The organism is Loktanella sp. DSM 29012 (assembly GCF_900110705.1).
GTDB classification, from domain to species: domain Bacteria; phylum Pseudomonadota; class Alphaproteobacteria; order Rhodobacterales; family Rhodobacteraceae; genus Loktanella; species Loktanella gaetbuli.
In genome coordinates this window covers 47,507-62,672 of sequence record NZ_FOEJ01000004.1, presented here as the reverse complement: position 1 = coordinate 62,672, position 15,166 = coordinate 47,507, and the positions used below count along the sequence as shown (strand labels likewise).

Genomic DNA, 15,166 nt, shown 5'->3' with positions numbered 1-15,166 from the left:
CGTGCCCAGCGCAATTTCACTTGGTCTTGTGCGCTGATCGCAGTAGATGCAGCCCATGCTAGATGATCCAGAAATCCACCCGCTGTTTTACGGCGCACCCGACACGACCGAGTTTCGCAAGCTGCGCAAGCGGCTGGTGCGCGACACCCGCGAGGCGATCGACCGCTACGGCATGATCGAACCCGGCGCACGCTGGCTGGTGTGCCTGTCGGGCGGCAAGGACAGCTATACCCTGCTTGCCGTGCTGCACGAACTCAAATGGCGCGGCCTGCTGCCGGTGGATCTGCTGGCCTGCAATCTGGATCAGGGGCAACCGGGTTTTCCCGCGACAGTCCTGCCTGAGTTTCTGGAAAAAATGGGCGTCCCGCACCGTATCGAATACCGCGACACCTATTCCATCGTGATGGAAAAAACACCGCAGGGCCGCACCCTGTGCACCATGTGTTCGCGCCTGCGTCGCGCCAACCTCTACCGTGTCGCGCGCGAAGAAGGCTGCAGCGCCATCGTGCTGGGCCATCACCGCGACGACATTCTGGAAACGTTCTTCATGAACCTGTTTCACGGCGGCAAGCTGGCGACCATGCCGCCCAAGCTGCTGAATGACGAAGGCGATCTGTTCGTCTATCGCCCCCTCGCCCATGTGGCCGAAGCGGATTGCGACAAATTCGCCCGCGCCATGAACTATCCGATCATTCCCTGCGATCTGTGCGGGTCGCAGGACGGTTTGCAGCGCCAGCAGGTCAAACAGCTGCTGGACGGTTGGGAGGCAAACGCCCCCGGCCGGCGCGGCAAAATGTTCAGCGCGCTGATGAATACTCGTCCCAGTCACCTGCTGGACCCTGCTCTTTTCGACTTCACGGGACTGGCGCGCGATCACAAAGACCCTGAAACCCCTTGACCTTTGGGGCCTTGGGGGGTTGAACCAACCGGATTCTAAATCAGCGATGGATAGGCCCGGTTCATGGACGACCAAAACAAGAATCTGATCTTGGCGACAGCCCTCAGCTTTGGGGTTATCCTCGTCTGGTTCCTGCTGTTCCCGCCACCCGCGCAATCGCCCGCCGCGCTCGAGGATGTGACCGCCCAGATGGAAGAGGCGACGGTGCCCAACGCCGCGCTGACCGACAGCGGTGTGACGGCCCCCACCGACGCCAGCGCCGACGCGCCGCGCGTGCCGATCGCAACACCTGAAATGGATGGCTCCATCTCCTTGCTGGGTGGTCGCATCGACGACATCAAACTGGTCCGCTACCGCGAAGAGGTTGATCCTGAATCGCCCGAGGTCACGCTGCTGTCCCCCGCAGGCACGCCCGACGCCTATTTCGCCAGCTTTGGCTGGGCGGCTGTGACCGGTGTTGACGCCGCCAACGTACCCGGCCCCGACACGCTGTGGTCGTTGGAAAGCGGCGAGACATTGACCCCCGACAGCCCCGTCACACTGGCCTGGGACAACGGTGCAGGACAGATTTTCCGCACCGAAATCGCGGTCGATGACAAGTTCATGTTCGACGTGACCCAATCCGTCGAAAACACCGGCACTGCCGAAATCGCGATCCGTCCCTATGGCCTGATCCGCCAGTACGGTATTCCGTCCGACGTCGAAAATTTCTTTATCCTGCACGAAGGTCTGGTCCGCATGACCGACGGCGAGCTGGAAGAAACGAAATACGGCAATATCGAGGATTACAACGTCGACCCCGCCGAAGGCACCAACGCCGAACGGCTGGACGTCACGGGCAGCGGCTGGATCGGCTACACCGGCCACTACTGGATGACGACGCTGATCCCACAGGACGGCACGCCGTTCCGGTCCACGTCTAAATACTTCCCTAGCCGCGACATCTATCAGGCCGAGGCGGTGCAGATGCCCGTCAACGTGGCCGCAGGCGCGTCGGCCACCGTCACCACCCAATTGTTCGCGGGGGCCAAGGAATGGGAGGCCATCCGCGACTATGAACGTGCTGGCGTGCTGAACTTTGTCGACAGCATCGACTGGGGCTGGTTCTTTTTCCTGACCAAGCCGATTTTCTGGGTTCTGCACCACATCAACATCGTGATCGGCAACATGGGTTGGTCGATCATCGGCCTGACCTTTGTGCTGAAACTGATCGTGCTGCCGCTGGCCTACAAATCCTACGTCAGCATGGCCAAGATGAAAGAACTGCAGCCCGAAATGGAAAAGCTGAAGGAAAAGGCCGGCGACGACCGCCAGCAGCTTCAGCAGGGCATGATGAAACTGTACAAGGACAACAAGGTGAACCCCGCCGCGGGTTGTTTGCCGATCCTGTTGCAGATCCCGATCTTCTTTTCGCTGTACAAGGTGATCTTTGTCACCATCGAACTGCGCCACGCCCCTTGGGTCGGCTGGATCAACGACCTGTCCGCGCCTGACCCATCGTCGATCCTGAACCTGTTCGGCCTGCTGCCCTGGGGCGTGCCGGATCCGGCTTCGATCTTTGCACTGCTCAGCCTCGGTATCCTGCCGATCCTGCTGGGTATCTCAATGTGGTTGCAGCAGAAACTGAACCCGACCCCCACCGACCCCACGCAAAAGATGATCTTTGCCTGGATGCCCTGGGTGTTCATGTTCATGCTCGGCAACTTTGCATCGGGTCTGGTGCTGTACTGGATCACCAACAACACGATCACATTCGTGCAGCAGTACATCATCATGCGCAGCCACGGGGCCAAGCCTGACGTGTTCGGCAACATCAAGGAATCGTTCCAGCGTCGCAAAGACGCCAAGGCAGCGGTGCCCGCCAACACGAACAAGGCCCCCAAGGCCAAATCCAACAAGGACAAGGCCAAGTAGATGGCACCGCAACGGATGGGGAGCGTCGCCGCCCTGTGGCGTCACCCCATCAAAAGCCATGGCCGCGAGGCGCTGGACGGCGTGACATTGACCAAGGGGCAGACGATGCCCTGGGACCGCCGCTGGGCCGTGACCCACGACCGCAGCCGCGACCGTGACGGCTGGGACGTTTGCCGCAACTTCATGATCGGGGCGATCACGCCGGGGCTTGCCGGACTGTGTGCGCGTCTCGACACGGCGACAGCGACCGTGACCCTGTCGCACGTCGATCTGGGCGACCTGACGTTCCGCCCCGACGCTTCCGACGATATCGCGCGGTTCCTCGAATGGGTCGCGCCGTTGACCGGTGACGGCCCGCAGCCGCAGAGCATCGTCAGCGCAGGCGACCGCGGCATGACCGACAGCGATTTCCCCAGCCTCTCGCTGATGTCGACCGCCAGCCATGCCGCCGTCGCTGACGCATGCGGCGGTGCGCTGGAACAGACCCGCTGGCGTGGCAACGTCTGGCTGGACGGTTTTGCCGCATGGGACGAATTCAACTGGTATGGCCGCAGCCTGCGGATCGGTGACGTCGTCCTCGACATCGGCGACCCGATCGAACGTTGCGCGCATACCCGTGCAAACCCCGTGACGGGCCAGCGTGATCTGGATACTGTCGCAGTATTGCGCGATAGGTTCGGTCATACGGATTTTGGCGTTTACGCCACCGTCGCCCAAGGCGGCACAATCGCACTTGGCGACACGGCAGAGGTGATCTGATGCAACTACCCTTCCCCGAGGCAGAACGCCCCGACGACGCAGCCCTGGAAAAGGGCCGTCTGCTGTTCGCCGGCGAAACCGAATTCGTCAAAGGCGTCGTCGCCATGGACGGCCTGCCAGAGGCCGACCGGCTCGAGGTTTGCTTTGCCGGGCGGTCGAACGTGGGCAAATCGTCCCTCATCAACGCGCTGACGGGCCGCAAGGGGCTTGCCCGTGCATCCAATACGCCGGGCCGCACGCAGGAAATCAACTTTTTCACGGCTGGTGACCTCTATGTGGTCGACCTCCCCGGCTACGGTTTCGCCAATGCGCCTGTCGCCGTCGTCGCAAAATGGCAGGCCCTGCTGAAACAATACCTCTCGGGCCGTCCGACCCTGCGCCGGGTCTTTGTGCTGATCGACGCACGGCACGGGGCCAAGGCCGTGGACGAGGAAATCATGACGCTGTTGGACCGATCCGCGGTGACATTCCAGGTCGTGATGACCAAGATCGACAAGGTCCGAGGTGCGGCACTGGAAGAATCATTGGCCAAGACCCGCGCGGCGCTCGCCAAACACCCTGCCGCCTACCCGGAACTGATTTTGACCAGTTCTGACAAGGGTGATGGAATCGACGTGCTGCGCGCCATCATCGCGACCATCTGAAATAAAATCCGGTTTTTACGCGACACGGTGCGATCGTGGCCTAACTCAGACGTGTTGGGTCAGGAGCCTTTGTCATGTTTGATCAGTTTACGCGCGCTTTTTGGAAAAAGTTCTTTGCCGTGGTTGCCGCCGCAGGCGTCGTGGTGGGGATTTTGGGGGTCGCGGCCATCAGCCTCGGCTTGATGCCCATATCTGCCCGCACCCCGCACATGCAGGTGACGACGCAGCTTCTGCACTTTGTGTTCAAACGGTCCACCGCACGCACTGCCGAACAGTTCACCGCCCCCGATGACCTGATGTCCCCGGAACGCATCGCCCTTGGCATGCAGCACTACAACAACGTCTGTTCCAGCTGCCACGGTGGCCCGGAACTGGGACAATCGCCAATCGCCCTGTCACAACGCCCGCGCCCGCAGCACCTGCCCGCCGTCGTCGACCAGTTCTCTGACGAACAGCTCTATGTGATCCTGCGTAACGGGGTGAAATTCTCGGCCATGCCGTCCTGGCCTGCCGACAGCAATTTTGACGAAATCTGGTCTGTCGTGGCGTTCATCCGCAATCTGCCCAACATGACTGCAGAGGAATATATCGCCGGCACCACCCGCACCATGCCCGAAGGTGCGCCCGCGTTGCCGTTCGAGGCACCGGTCGCACTTGGCCCGATGGATCGCGGTCCCCAAGCCTACCCGATCGACGAATACCTCTACGCGGCCCCGGGCACAGGCTGGCACGAATACGCCAGCAACAACGATATCATCGCAACCTGCACGTCCTGCCACGGTGCCGACGGCAGCGGCAGCCCGACGCTGGGCCTTGCCCCGAACCTGACCGTTCAATCGGCCGACTATCTGGCCAAGGCGCTGCGCGAATACGCATCCGGTGCCCGGCCCTCTGGCATCATGATGACCGTCGCCGCCAGCCTGACGAACGACCAGATCGACGGCCTCGCCGCCTATTATGACAGCCTGCCCGATGTGCCGTCGCCGCAGGATCAGGCCTCTGCCGCCGATCTCGCCGCCGGTGAACAGATCGCGCTGATGGGCAAGCCGGACGTCGTCATCCCGGCCTGCTATACGTGCCACCAGAACATCGCAGCACAGGCCAACATGGTCGTCCCCGGCATTTCCGGCCAATCAGAGGCCTACCTGCGCAACAAGCTGGACCAATTCGCCACAGGCACCTGGTATGGTGACGGCGCGTGGCAGCCGATGGGCCACATCAGCCAGGCGCTGACGCCCGAGGACCGCGCCAACCTCGCCGCCTACTTCGCAGCACAGCCGGCGGGTGAAACGGCACCAGCCCTGACCATGGCCACCGCCGATCTGGCGAATGCCGAAACGATCGTGGGACAGGTCTGCGCCGAATGTCACACCGAATCCGGCGTGGGCGTGGATTCGGGCGAATTTCCGAACCTGACGATCCAGACCGCCACGTACCTTGCCCAGCAACTGCGCGCCTTTCATGCGCGCGAACGCGACAACGAAACGATGTCGATGGTGGCCGGGCGCTTGTCGGATCAGGACAAGACCGACCTTGCCCAATACTTTGGCAACGCCGTCGCGCAGCCATCACCTGCACCGTCCGACCCCTTCGCGACCGCTGCCGAAATCACCAACGGCCAATTGATCGCGCAGAACGGCATCGCGGACAAAAATATCCCCGCCTGCCTGTCCTGCCACGGTGCCGAACCCACGGAAGATCTGCCGATCGTGGGGCGCCTGCACGGACAAGCCGGTCGATATATCGAAAACCGCCTGCAGGCTCTCGGGTCCGACGCGAATACGGGTCTTTACAGTCTCAGCCCCATGCACGGCATCGCCCGCGACATGAACGTGCAGGAACGCCATGACGTTGCTGCCTGGTTTGCCGCGCAGGACCCGCTGCCCAAGTGATCCCCGCTTGAGGCCGCACGCGCCCTCGTCTACCGTCTGCCAAGTTTCGAACGGGAGCACAGGCGATGAGGGCGCAGAATATGGACCGGGACTGGATCAGCACGGCACGGACACTGTCTGAGGCAGTGCCATTCCTGCAGCGCTACGCAGGTGCTGTGGTCGTCGTCAAATTCGGCGGCAACGCCATGGGCGATGCGGATGCAATGGCCAGCTTTGCCCGCGATATCGTTTTGATGAAACAGGTGGGCATGAACCCGGTCGTGGTTCACGGCGGCGGCCCGATGATCAACCAGATGCTGGACAAGCTGGGCATCAAATCCGAATTTATCCGCGGCAAACGCGTCACCGATCAGGCCACGGTCGAAGTGGTCGAAATGGTGCTGACCGGCCTTGTCAACAAACGCATCGTGCAGGCGATCATGGACGAAGGAGGCCGCGCTGTCGGCCTCTCGGGCAAGGACGACGACCTCATGGTCGCAGAGGCCGACGATCCCGAACTGGGGTTTGTGGGCCGCCCTGTCGAAATGAACGTGCAGGTGCTGCGCGACCTTTATGGTGCGGGCATAATCCCCGTCGTGGCCCCCGTCGCCACCGGCATGAACAGCTTGGAAACCTTCAACGTGAACGGCGACACGGCCGCTGGCGCGATTGCCGGGGCACTTCAGGCGGACCGCCTGCTGTTGCTGACCGATGTGTCAGGGGTCAAGGATGCGGATGGCAAGGTTGTCACCCAACTGTCGCCCGAACAGGTCCGCCAGATGACGCAGGACGGCGTGATCGCGGGCGGCATGATCCCGAAAACCGAAACCGCGCTCAAGGCGATCGAGGATGGCGTGCGCGCCGTCGTGATCCTGGACGGACGCCTCCCCAATGCATCACTCTTGGAACTGTTCACCGAACATGGCGCGGGTTCGATCATCCGCAGCTCTGAATCGCGTGTCAAAACCCGCGGCAACGCCACGTGACGCACAAGCTGATCCTGATCCGGCACGGGAAATCTGGCTGGGACGACGACGCGCTGGACGACTACGACCGTACCCTGACGGACCGCGGGCGCACCGACGCCGCCGCGATGGGCGCATGGCTGCGCGCTCAGGGGCACGCCCCCGACGTCATCCTGTGCTCATCGGCACAGCGCACACGTGAAACGGCAACAGCGCTCGATTTGCCCGGCACACTGAAGCTGGTGGATGCGCTTTATCTTGCGTCCAGCGACGTGCTGCTGCGGCACATTGCGAAACAGACGGCCGCGAGCATAGCCGTCATCGCCCATAACCCCGGGATTGGTGATCTAGCCACAAGACTCGCCCGCCAGCCCCCGACTGACCCGCGTTTTGACAGCTATCCGACATCCGCAACCACAGTTCTGACCTTTGATGTGCCGGATTGGTCCAGCATCACCACGGGCATCTGCACCGCCTTCGTGACCCCACGTTCCCTGAACGCATAAGGGCCGCACCCCTAGTGCGACCCTCACTTCTTCTGGTCGAAAATATCCCCGCCGGAGGCATCGGTTTTGCCAACGGCAAAACCGACCCTAGTGGCCCAGGATCTGGCTCAGGAACAGCTTAGTCCGGTCCGACTGCGGGTTGTTAAAGAATTCCTTAGGCTCGTTCTGTTCGACGATCTGACCTTGGTCCATGAAAATGACCCGGTTGGCGACGGCCTGCGCAAATCCCATTTCGTGCGTCACGCACAGCATGGTCATGCCCTCTTCCGCCAGCTCGATCATGGTATCAAGCACTTCCTTGATCATCTCGGGGTCCAGCGCCGAGGTCGGTTCGTCGAACAACATGATCCGCGGTTTCATGCACAGCGACCGCGCGATGGCGACGCGCTGCTGCTGACCACCGGACAGCTGGCCGGGATATTTGTGCGCCTGATCCGGAATCTTGACCTTTTCCAAGAAATGCATCGCCGTGGCTTCGGCCTCTTTCTTGGGCGTCTTGCGCACCCAGATCGGGGCAAGCGTGCAGTTCTCCAGGATCGTCAGATGCGGGAACAGGTTGAAGTGCTGAAAGCACATGCCGACCTCTGACCGGATCTTGTCGATATTTTTCAGGTCGGAAGACAGTTCCGTGCCGTCGACGATGATGCTGCCCTTCTGGTGTTCTTCCAGACGGTTGATGCAGCGGATCAGCGTCGATTTGCCGGACCCCGACGGGCCGCAGATGACGATACGCTCGCCACGTTGCACGGTCAGGTTGATGTCGCGCAGCACGTGAAACGTGCCGTACCACTTGTTCATGTTGCTGATTTCGATCGCAACCTCGTCGCTGACCTTCATCTGGCTGCGGTTGATGGTGCGGTCCTGAACGGCTTCAGACATGTCTGGCCTCCCTTAGCGGTTTTCACGCTGAAGCTTGCGCTCCAGGTACATGGAATATCGGCCCATCGCGTAGCAGGCGACAAAGAACAGCAGACCGATAAAGACATAGAGTTCCCAATAGATCCCGTTCCAGTCGGTGCTGGCGCGGATCGAATTGGTCAGACCCAGCGGGTCCAGCAGGCCGATGAACACGACCAGCGTGGTATCCTTGAACAACCCGATAAAGGTGTTCACGATTCCAGGGATCGAGATTTTCAGCGCTTGCGGCAGCACGATCAGACGCATCGACTGCCAGTAATCCAGACCAAGGCTGTCCGCGCCTTCGTACTGGCCCTTGGGCACGGCGGCCAGACCACCGCGCACGACCTCGGCGATATAGGCCGCCGAAAACAGTGTCACCATGATGATGACGCGCAGTGTCAGGTCAAACGTGGTGCCCGGCGGCAGGAAATAGTTCAGCAGCAGCGATGCGGTGAACAGCCAGACGATCAGCGGCACACCGCGGATGACCTCGATGAAACCGACCGACAGCTTGTTCACGATGAACAGATCGGACGCGCGGCCCAGTGCGAGGATGATCCCCAAAGGCAGCGACAGCACGATGGCAGCCACACCTATGACGATGGACAACATGAAGCCGCCGAATTGCTTGGATTCGATGGCCATGATGCCGATGGGCAGAATACCTTGCAGGATGTTCACCAGCGGCATCATCACGACGAACCAATAGAGGATCGGCACGATGATCGCTCCCAGAACAGCGACGATCTGATTTACCGATGCCAGCGCCCGCGCGACATAGAACCCGATGACGAAACCGACCGCAGCCATGATCGGCAGCCAGATGGACCCGCCCCACAGCAGGAAAAAGATGATGAACGGCGACGCCAGCGAAAATGCCATGAACCGGCGCGGGATCGACCCGAACAGCACCGGTGCCAGACCGGCCAGCAGGATCACCAGCGCCACAACGGGCCGCCAATAGGCCTCGGACGGATAGAATCCGAACAACAGCTGCTGCCAGCGGTCGCTGATCACGGCGAAACAGGCAGCAGAGGCATCCGGCCCCAGCGTTGCGTCGCGGATTTCGCGGCATTCCGACAACGACGACGCGTTCCAGATCCCGTTCAGGAACCAGGGCGCAACATGGCTGAGGATGAAATAGATCACATACAGCGAAACCACGGTCCCGATGGCGTTCAGCCACGTGGGAAACAGGTTTTCGCGCAACCACTTGATCGCCCCGGTTTCCGTCGCGGGTGGCGGTTGCTGAGCGATCATGGTTTCGCGGAAATAGGCGTTCGTGACGTGTGCGTCGGTATCGCTCATCTTAACGCTCCTCCAGCTTCATGGAATTGTTGATGATGTTCATCACGAAAGAGATGATCAGCGACAGCGCGAGGTAGAACAGGCCCAGCAGCAACATGCATTCCAGCGCGCGGCCCGTCTGGTTCAGCGTGATGCCACCCAGCGTGGCCCGCACATCCGGGTAACCCACGGCAATCGCCAGCGAAGAGTTCTTGGTCAGGTTCAGATATTGCGACGTCAGCGGCGGGATGATGACCCGCATCGCCTGAGGCAGTATCACCAGGCTCATGGTGCGGTTGGCACGCATGCCCAGCGCCTCGGATGCCTCGGACTGCCCCTTGGACACGGCCAGGATACCGGCCCGGACGATTTCGGTGATGAACGCGCCCGTATACAGCGCCAACGCCAGCCACAGTGCGACCAGCGGCGTGCTGATCTGCAATCCGCCACTGAAATTGAAGCCACCCAGCGCGGGGTAATCCAGCGTCACCGGACGGCCCAGGATGAAATAAAACAGGATGGAAGGCACGATCGCGATCAGGATCGCGGGCCAGACCAGTGGCAACAGGCGCCCTGTGTCGAACAACAGTTTCTTGGCCCAGCGGCGATAGACAAAGGCACCAACCAGGGACGCGGCAAAGATGGCCACCAGAATACCGGAATTCGCCCCCCAGACCGGCCCGGGAACATAGACGCCGCGATTGGTGATCGCGATAGCGTCCCAGATCATCGAAGCGCCGCCACCTTCGCGGAAATCGCGCGGCTGCGGGGTTGATTCGCTCATCACCGCGTAGATCAGCACGATCCACAGCAGCAGCGGTACGTTGCGGAATGCCTCGACGTAGACAGCCATCAGACGGCTGACCAGCCAGTTTTTCGACAGGCGCAGGACCCCTGCGATCACGCCAAGCACGGTCGCGAGCACAATCCCGAGCGCGGCCACAAGCAATGTGTTCAGAATACCGACATAGGCCGCATCCAGATGCGAACTGGCCGAGGAATAGGGAATCAGCGTCATCCCGATGTCGTATCCGGCACGGCTGCTCAAAAAGCTGAAACTCGGCTCGATGCCCAGATCCGTGAGGTTGGCCAGCAGGTTGTCCACCAGCCACCAGATTCCGACGCACACCAGACCCAGTGTCACGACCTGAATCGTCATGGACCTGTAACGTGTGTCGTAGATAAGTTGGCTCAGGTGGAAACTGTTGCGCGGCGGGTTTTCCGACATCGATGACATAGGGTGTCTCCCGGTTGCAGTGCTAACGATCAAATAGGTGCACGGGTTTAGACCAGCGCACCACGGTCAGTTCTGCATTTTTTTGTTTTTGGGTCGCTGTGGCGAAAGGCCCGGCAATTTGCCGGGCCTTTGCCTAACGTTTTAGCGGAACGGAGGTGCGTACAGCAGGCCGCCGTCGGTCCACTGTGCGTTCAGACCACGCGCCAGACCGATCGGGGTGTTCTCACCGATGTTGCGCTCAAAGATCTCGCCGTAGTTGCCGCCGGCCATGATCGCGTTCTTGGCCCAGTCAGCTTCGAGGCCGATCATCGTGCCCAGCTCGCCTTCGGTGCCCAGGATACGGTTCACTTCAGGGTTGTTGGTCGGTGCAGCAGACATGTCAGCGATGTTTGCAGAGGTGATGCCCAGCTCTTCGGCCGCGATCAGTGCGTTCAGCACCCACATCGTCAGATCGCCCCACTCGTTGTCACCGTGACGGACCAGCGGGCCCAGCGGTTCCTTGGAGATGATTTCGGGCAGCAGCACGTGGTCTGCGGGTGCCTCGAACGTCGCACGGGTTGCGGCAAGGCCGGATGCGTCCGTCGTATAGACGTCACATGCACCAGCCAGATACTGCTGCTGTGCTTCGGCGTTGGTCTGGATCGGAACCGGCTCATAGCTGATGTTGTTGGCGCGGAAGTAGTCGGCCAGGTTCAGCTCGGTCGTGGTGCCGGTCTGGATGCACACGGTGGCACCGTCCAGTTCCTTGGCAGAGGTCACACCCAGCTCGCGCGGGACCATGAAGCCCTGACCGTCGTAGTAGTTCACGCCGATGAAATCGAACTTCAGGTCGGTGTCACGGGACATGGTCCACGTGGTGTTACGCGCCAACAGGTCGATTTCGCCGGACGACAGTGCGGTGAAACGGGTTTCGCCGGTTGTCGGGACGAATTCGACAGCGTTCTCATCGCCAAAGATCGCGGCAGCGACGGCACGGCACACGTCGACGTCGAAACCTTCCCAGACGCCGTTTGCGTCGGGTGCTGCGAAACCGGTCAGACCAGTCGTCACACCACAGTTCAGATTGCCGCGTGCCTTGACGTCGTCAAGTGTTGCCGCACTTGCAGCGGCAGCACACAGACCGGCAACGGTCAGCGTTCCGAGAAAAATCGTCTTTTTCATGTATACCTCTTCCTGAGTTCCCGCCCCACATCGGGGGCAGCCAATTATTTCGTCCAGACGGACGTTAGCGGTAAGAAGGTTGATCCTTCACCTGCATACAAACTGGGCGATAAGCCGCCGAAAGGTCAAGGGCATGTTGCACAAGACAGCGTGTCAAATGCCCATTCATTCGACATCTGCTGCCCAAATGGGCGGGATTGACTGCTAAACGGACCGGGCCATGACCATGAATCGGGCACCGTCGGAAAACGCCTGCGCTTTGATCTCGGCCACATGGGTGGCCTCTTCGTCATCGCCCCACTGGCTGATCTGGAAATCCTCGTCAATCCGGCTCAGGGTCCAGGCCTCATCAGGGGTCAACTTGCCCGCAGCCACCGCCAGCGCCAGAACAAGCGATCCCGACAGCTGCACCAGGTCATGGAATCCTGTCAGCTCCCAGGCATCAAATGCGGCGACCCGGTCGTGCAGGCGCTGCAACGATTCAGCGGGCTGCTCGATCGGCATGATCCCCGCCGTCACATGCAGGGGGGCATCCAATGCCTGCGCCGCCCAGGAAAGCCAGGGGTTCCACGCCGCATCCTGCTGCGCGATCAGCGCCTCTGGGGCGGTCGCGCGGTAGCATAGCAGATCGGTTTCGGCATAGACCGCCAGCATCGCGGCGACCTCGGCACGTTGCGGCATCACCTTGTCTATCGCGGAATTTGCGGCACGGGTCACGGGCATGGTCTGGGGGTCGATCAGCTCGACCTGGGCCTGCCATTCGGACGCCACCGCCTCTGCCAGGGCGCGGGTCGGCATCACCAGAGGTGTCTTGTAAGGCGTCTTGACGGGGCGACCGTCCAGATCGACGGCGAATCCGCCGTCACGGGTCACGACCTCGGCCATGGTCCAGAATCGTTTCGGTGCCCAGTCACTCATGGGTGTCCTCCTGTCAGCGCATCGACAGCCGCGTCGAGCTGCGCGAAATCGGTGATGATCCGGTCGGCGTCCAGTGCCTCTGGCGGATGATAGCCCCAGCTGACACCGATGGTCGCGACGCCTGCCGCCCGTCCCATCTGCATGTCGAAACTGGTATCGCCCACCATGACCGCGCGTGCAGGCTCGACACCGGTATCCGACAGCACCTGATGGATCATGGACGGATGCGGCTTGGACGGATGATGGTCAGCAGTCTGCACGCTTTGGAAATAGCCCACCAGCCCGTGATCCGCGATCATCGCCTGCATGCCGCGCAGCGATTTCCCTGTCGCCGCCGCCATCAAGAGCGTGTCCTGCGCGCGGAACCGGTCCAACGCGTCGCGGGCACCGTCGTAGAATGGTGCCATCGCCTCACTCCCGAGTGAGGCGCGGTGATCGTAATAGGCCTGCTGATAGGCACTGCGCAGTGCGACCAGTTCTGTGTCCGGTGCATCGGGCACGAGTGCGCGAAACATCACGTCGACCGACAGGCCGACGCCGCGCAGGCAGGCGGCGTCTCCCGGATAATCGCGCCCCACGGCAGCAAAGCCTGCCCGCATGGCATGAACGATGGCGGCGCGGCTGTTCACCAGCGTGCCGTCCACGTCGAATATGACCAGCCGCAGGTCCATCAGTCAGGCATGTTGAACGGATCGACGGGCGCATGCGCCTCGACCCAGCCCACAAAGTCCCAGGTGCGTTTCATGTGGTCGGGCATGGGTGCTGTCAGATGCAGAATGGCACCGGTTTCGGGATGTTCGATCGTCAGCGACCGGGCGTGCAGGTGCATCTTGCGGCTGATGTCGCCGCCCATGCCAGCGCCCCAACCATCGCCCAGGTTTTCTTGGCTCGACCCGCCGTATTTGCCGTCACCGATGATCGGATGCCCCATCTCGGCCATATGGGCGCGCAGCTGGTGCGTGCGCCCCGTGATCGGGACCAGCGCCACCCAGGACGCGCGACCACCCAAGGTATCCAGCACGGCGTAATCCGTCGTCGCGCGTTTTGCACCTTCGGTCGTGTCGACCTCGCGCGGGTGGATGCAGTGCATCTTTTCACCCTCGCCGTGATGGCCGTGACCGCCCGCCTTGACCAGACCGTATTTGATCGTGCCCGCGCGCGGATGCGGTGTGCCGGCAACAGCGGCCCAGTAGATCTTGCGCGTCGCGTGATGCTTGAGGTTCTCTGTCAGCGCCTTGGCCATCATGCGCGTGCGCGCCAGCAGCAGCACGCCGCTGGTGTCGCGGTCCAGCCGGTGCACCAGACGCGGCTTTTCATCGTAACCAAAGGTCAGCGCCTCGGCCATACCGTCCACGTGCCGCGTGGTTTTCGATCCGCCCTGCGTCGCCAGCCCCGCCGGTTTGTTGATCGCGATGATATGATCGTCGCGGTAGATCACGCAGGACTGGATCAGCGCGGCATCCGCCTTGGTCACACCCTGTTTCAGCAAGGATCGTTCGGCGGCGACCTGTTCCTCGGTCGGCAGCGGCGGGATGCGGATCGTTTGCCCCACCTCCAGCCGGGTATTGGATTTCACCCGGCCGCCGTCGACGCGCACGTCGCCCTTACGGCACATCTTTTCGATGCGCCCCTGCGTCAGGTGCGGGAACAGCCGCCGCAGATAGCGGTCCACCCGCTGATCGCCATCGTCGTCACCGATTGTGCGTGTTTGTACACCACTCATATCATCATCCTTGTCACGATCAGGCCCGCGAACAGCGCCAACAGGGCCACGCCCACGCTGGCCCCCACATATAATCCCGCCAGCCCCAGCTGGCCCGTCTCGATCAGGCGGATCGCGTCCAGTGAAAACGCGGAAAACGTGGTGAACCCACCCAGCACCCCGGTCATCAGCAACGGTGCGAACCGATTGCCGGACCGTTCCGCCAGCACCACGACCAGCACCCCCATCAGGAACGACCCGACCACGTTGACGCACAACGTGGCCCACGGGAATCCCGGCCCCATGACGCGCAGCGCCCACAGCCCGGTCAGCCACCGCAGGGTCGCGCCAATCGCGCCGCCCAATGCCACAGAGATGCCTGTCAAAATCATCCGCGCTCTCTG

At 61.7% G+C, this 15,166-nt stretch carries 15 protein-coding genes; 7 read left to right on the top strand and 8 right to left on the bottom strand.

Features of this window, described 5'->3' with window-relative positions; translation table 11 throughout:
* Positions 1-55 precede the first annotated feature (55 nt).
* From ttcA to BMX27_RS10015, 7 genes are all read left to right on the top strand, one after another.
* Positions 56-898 (top strand): tRNA 2-thiocytidine(32) synthetase TtcA, encoded by an 843-nt coding sequence (ttcA, locus tag BMX27_RS10045; protein WP_090159713.1) that lies wholly within the window; start codon positions 56-58, stop codon positions 896-898.
* 63 nt (positions 899-961) lie between these two features.
* Positions 962-2,812 (top strand): membrane protein insertase YidC, encoded by a 1,851-nt coding sequence (gene yidC / locus BMX27_RS10040; RefSeq protein ID WP_090159712.1) that lies wholly within the window; start codon positions 962-964, stop codon positions 2,810-2,812.
* Positions 2,813-3,571, top strand: coding sequence for an MOSC domain-containing protein (locus BMX27_RS10035; protein ID WP_256212466.1), 759 nt, complete (start codon positions 2,813-2,815; stop codon positions 3,569-3,571).
* Entirely contained in the window at positions 3,571-4,215 is a 645-nt protein-coding gene (yihA, locus tag BMX27_RS10030; RefSeq protein ID WP_090159711.1) for a ribosome biogenesis GTP-binding protein YihA/YsxC, read from the top strand. Before BMX27_RS10035 ends, yihA begins: the two co-directional genes overlap by 1 nt.
* 74 nt (positions 4,216-4,289) lie before the next feature.
* Positions 4,290-6,107 (top strand): c-type cytochrome, encoded by a 1,818-nt coding sequence (locus BMX27_RS10025; protein ID WP_090159710.1) that lies wholly within the window; start codon positions 4,290-4,292, stop codon positions 6,105-6,107.
* 65 nt (positions 6,108-6,172) lie between these two features.
* Positions 6,173-7,072, top strand: coding sequence for an acetylglutamate kinase (gene argB, locus BMX27_RS10020; protein WP_090159709.1), 900 nt, complete (start codon positions 6,173-6,175; stop codon positions 7,070-7,072).
* Complete coding sequence (locus BMX27_RS10015) at positions 7,069-7,557, top strand: SixA phosphatase family protein (RefSeq protein WP_090159708.1); 489 nt, start codon at positions 7,069-7,071, stop codon at positions 7,555-7,557. Before argB ends, BMX27_RS10015 begins: the two co-directional genes overlap by 4 nt.
* Before the next feature lie 87 nt (positions 7,558-7,644).
* Here the strand turns inward: BMX27_RS10015 and BMX27_RS10010 are convergent, their stop codons facing one another.
* The 8 genes from BMX27_RS10010 to crcB form a co-directional block, all read right to left on the bottom strand.
* The gene (locus BMX27_RS10010) at positions 7,645-8,436 is read right to left on the bottom strand and encodes an amino acid ABC transporter ATP-binding protein (protein ID WP_090159707.1); all 792 of its coding nucleotides are present in this window, start codon (positions 8,434-8,436) and stop codon (positions 7,645-7,647) included.
* Between the two features lie 12 nt (positions 8,437-8,448).
* Positions 8,449-9,765, bottom strand: a complete 1,317-nt coding sequence (locus BMX27_RS10005) for an amino acid ABC transporter permease (protein ID WP_090159706.1) — start codon at positions 9,763-9,765, stop codon at positions 8,449-8,451.
* Between the two features lies 1 nt (position 9,766).
* Complete coding sequence (locus BMX27_RS10000; protein WP_090159705.1) at positions 9,767-10,981, bottom strand: amino acid ABC transporter permease; 1,215 nt, start codon at positions 10,979-10,981, stop codon at positions 9,767-9,769.
* A 141-nt stretch (positions 10,982-11,122) separates the two neighbouring features.
* Positions 11,123-12,142, bottom strand: coding sequence for an amino acid ABC transporter substrate-binding protein (locus BMX27_RS09995; RefSeq protein ID WP_090159704.1), 1,020 nt, complete (start codon positions 12,140-12,142; stop codon positions 11,123-11,125).
* A gap of 204 nt (positions 12,143-12,346) precedes the next feature.
* On the bottom strand, positions 12,347-13,060 hold the full coding sequence (locus BMX27_RS09990) for an ATP12 family chaperone protein (protein WP_090159703.1): 714 nt from the start codon (positions 13,058-13,060) through the stop codon (positions 12,347-12,349).
* A complete protein-coding gene (locus tag BMX27_RS09985; RefSeq protein WP_090159702.1) occupies positions 13,057-13,731 on the bottom strand; it encodes an HAD-IA family hydrolase in 675 nt (224 codons plus the stop codon). Before BMX27_RS09985 ends, BMX27_RS09990 begins: the two co-directional genes overlap by 4 nt.
* A complete protein-coding gene (locus tag BMX27_RS09980) occupies positions 13,731-14,783 on the bottom strand; it encodes an RluA family pseudouridine synthase (protein ID WP_090159701.1) in 1,053 nt (350 codons plus the stop codon). The genes BMX27_RS09985 and BMX27_RS09980 overlap by 1 nt, the downstream gene beginning before the upstream one ends.
* Entirely contained in the window at positions 14,780-15,154 is a 375-nt protein-coding gene (gene crcB / locus BMX27_RS09975; RefSeq protein WP_090159700.1) for a fluoride efflux transporter CrcB, read from the bottom strand. Before crcB ends, BMX27_RS09980 begins: the two co-directional genes overlap by 4 nt.
* Positions 15,155-15,166: the final 12 nt, after the last annotated feature.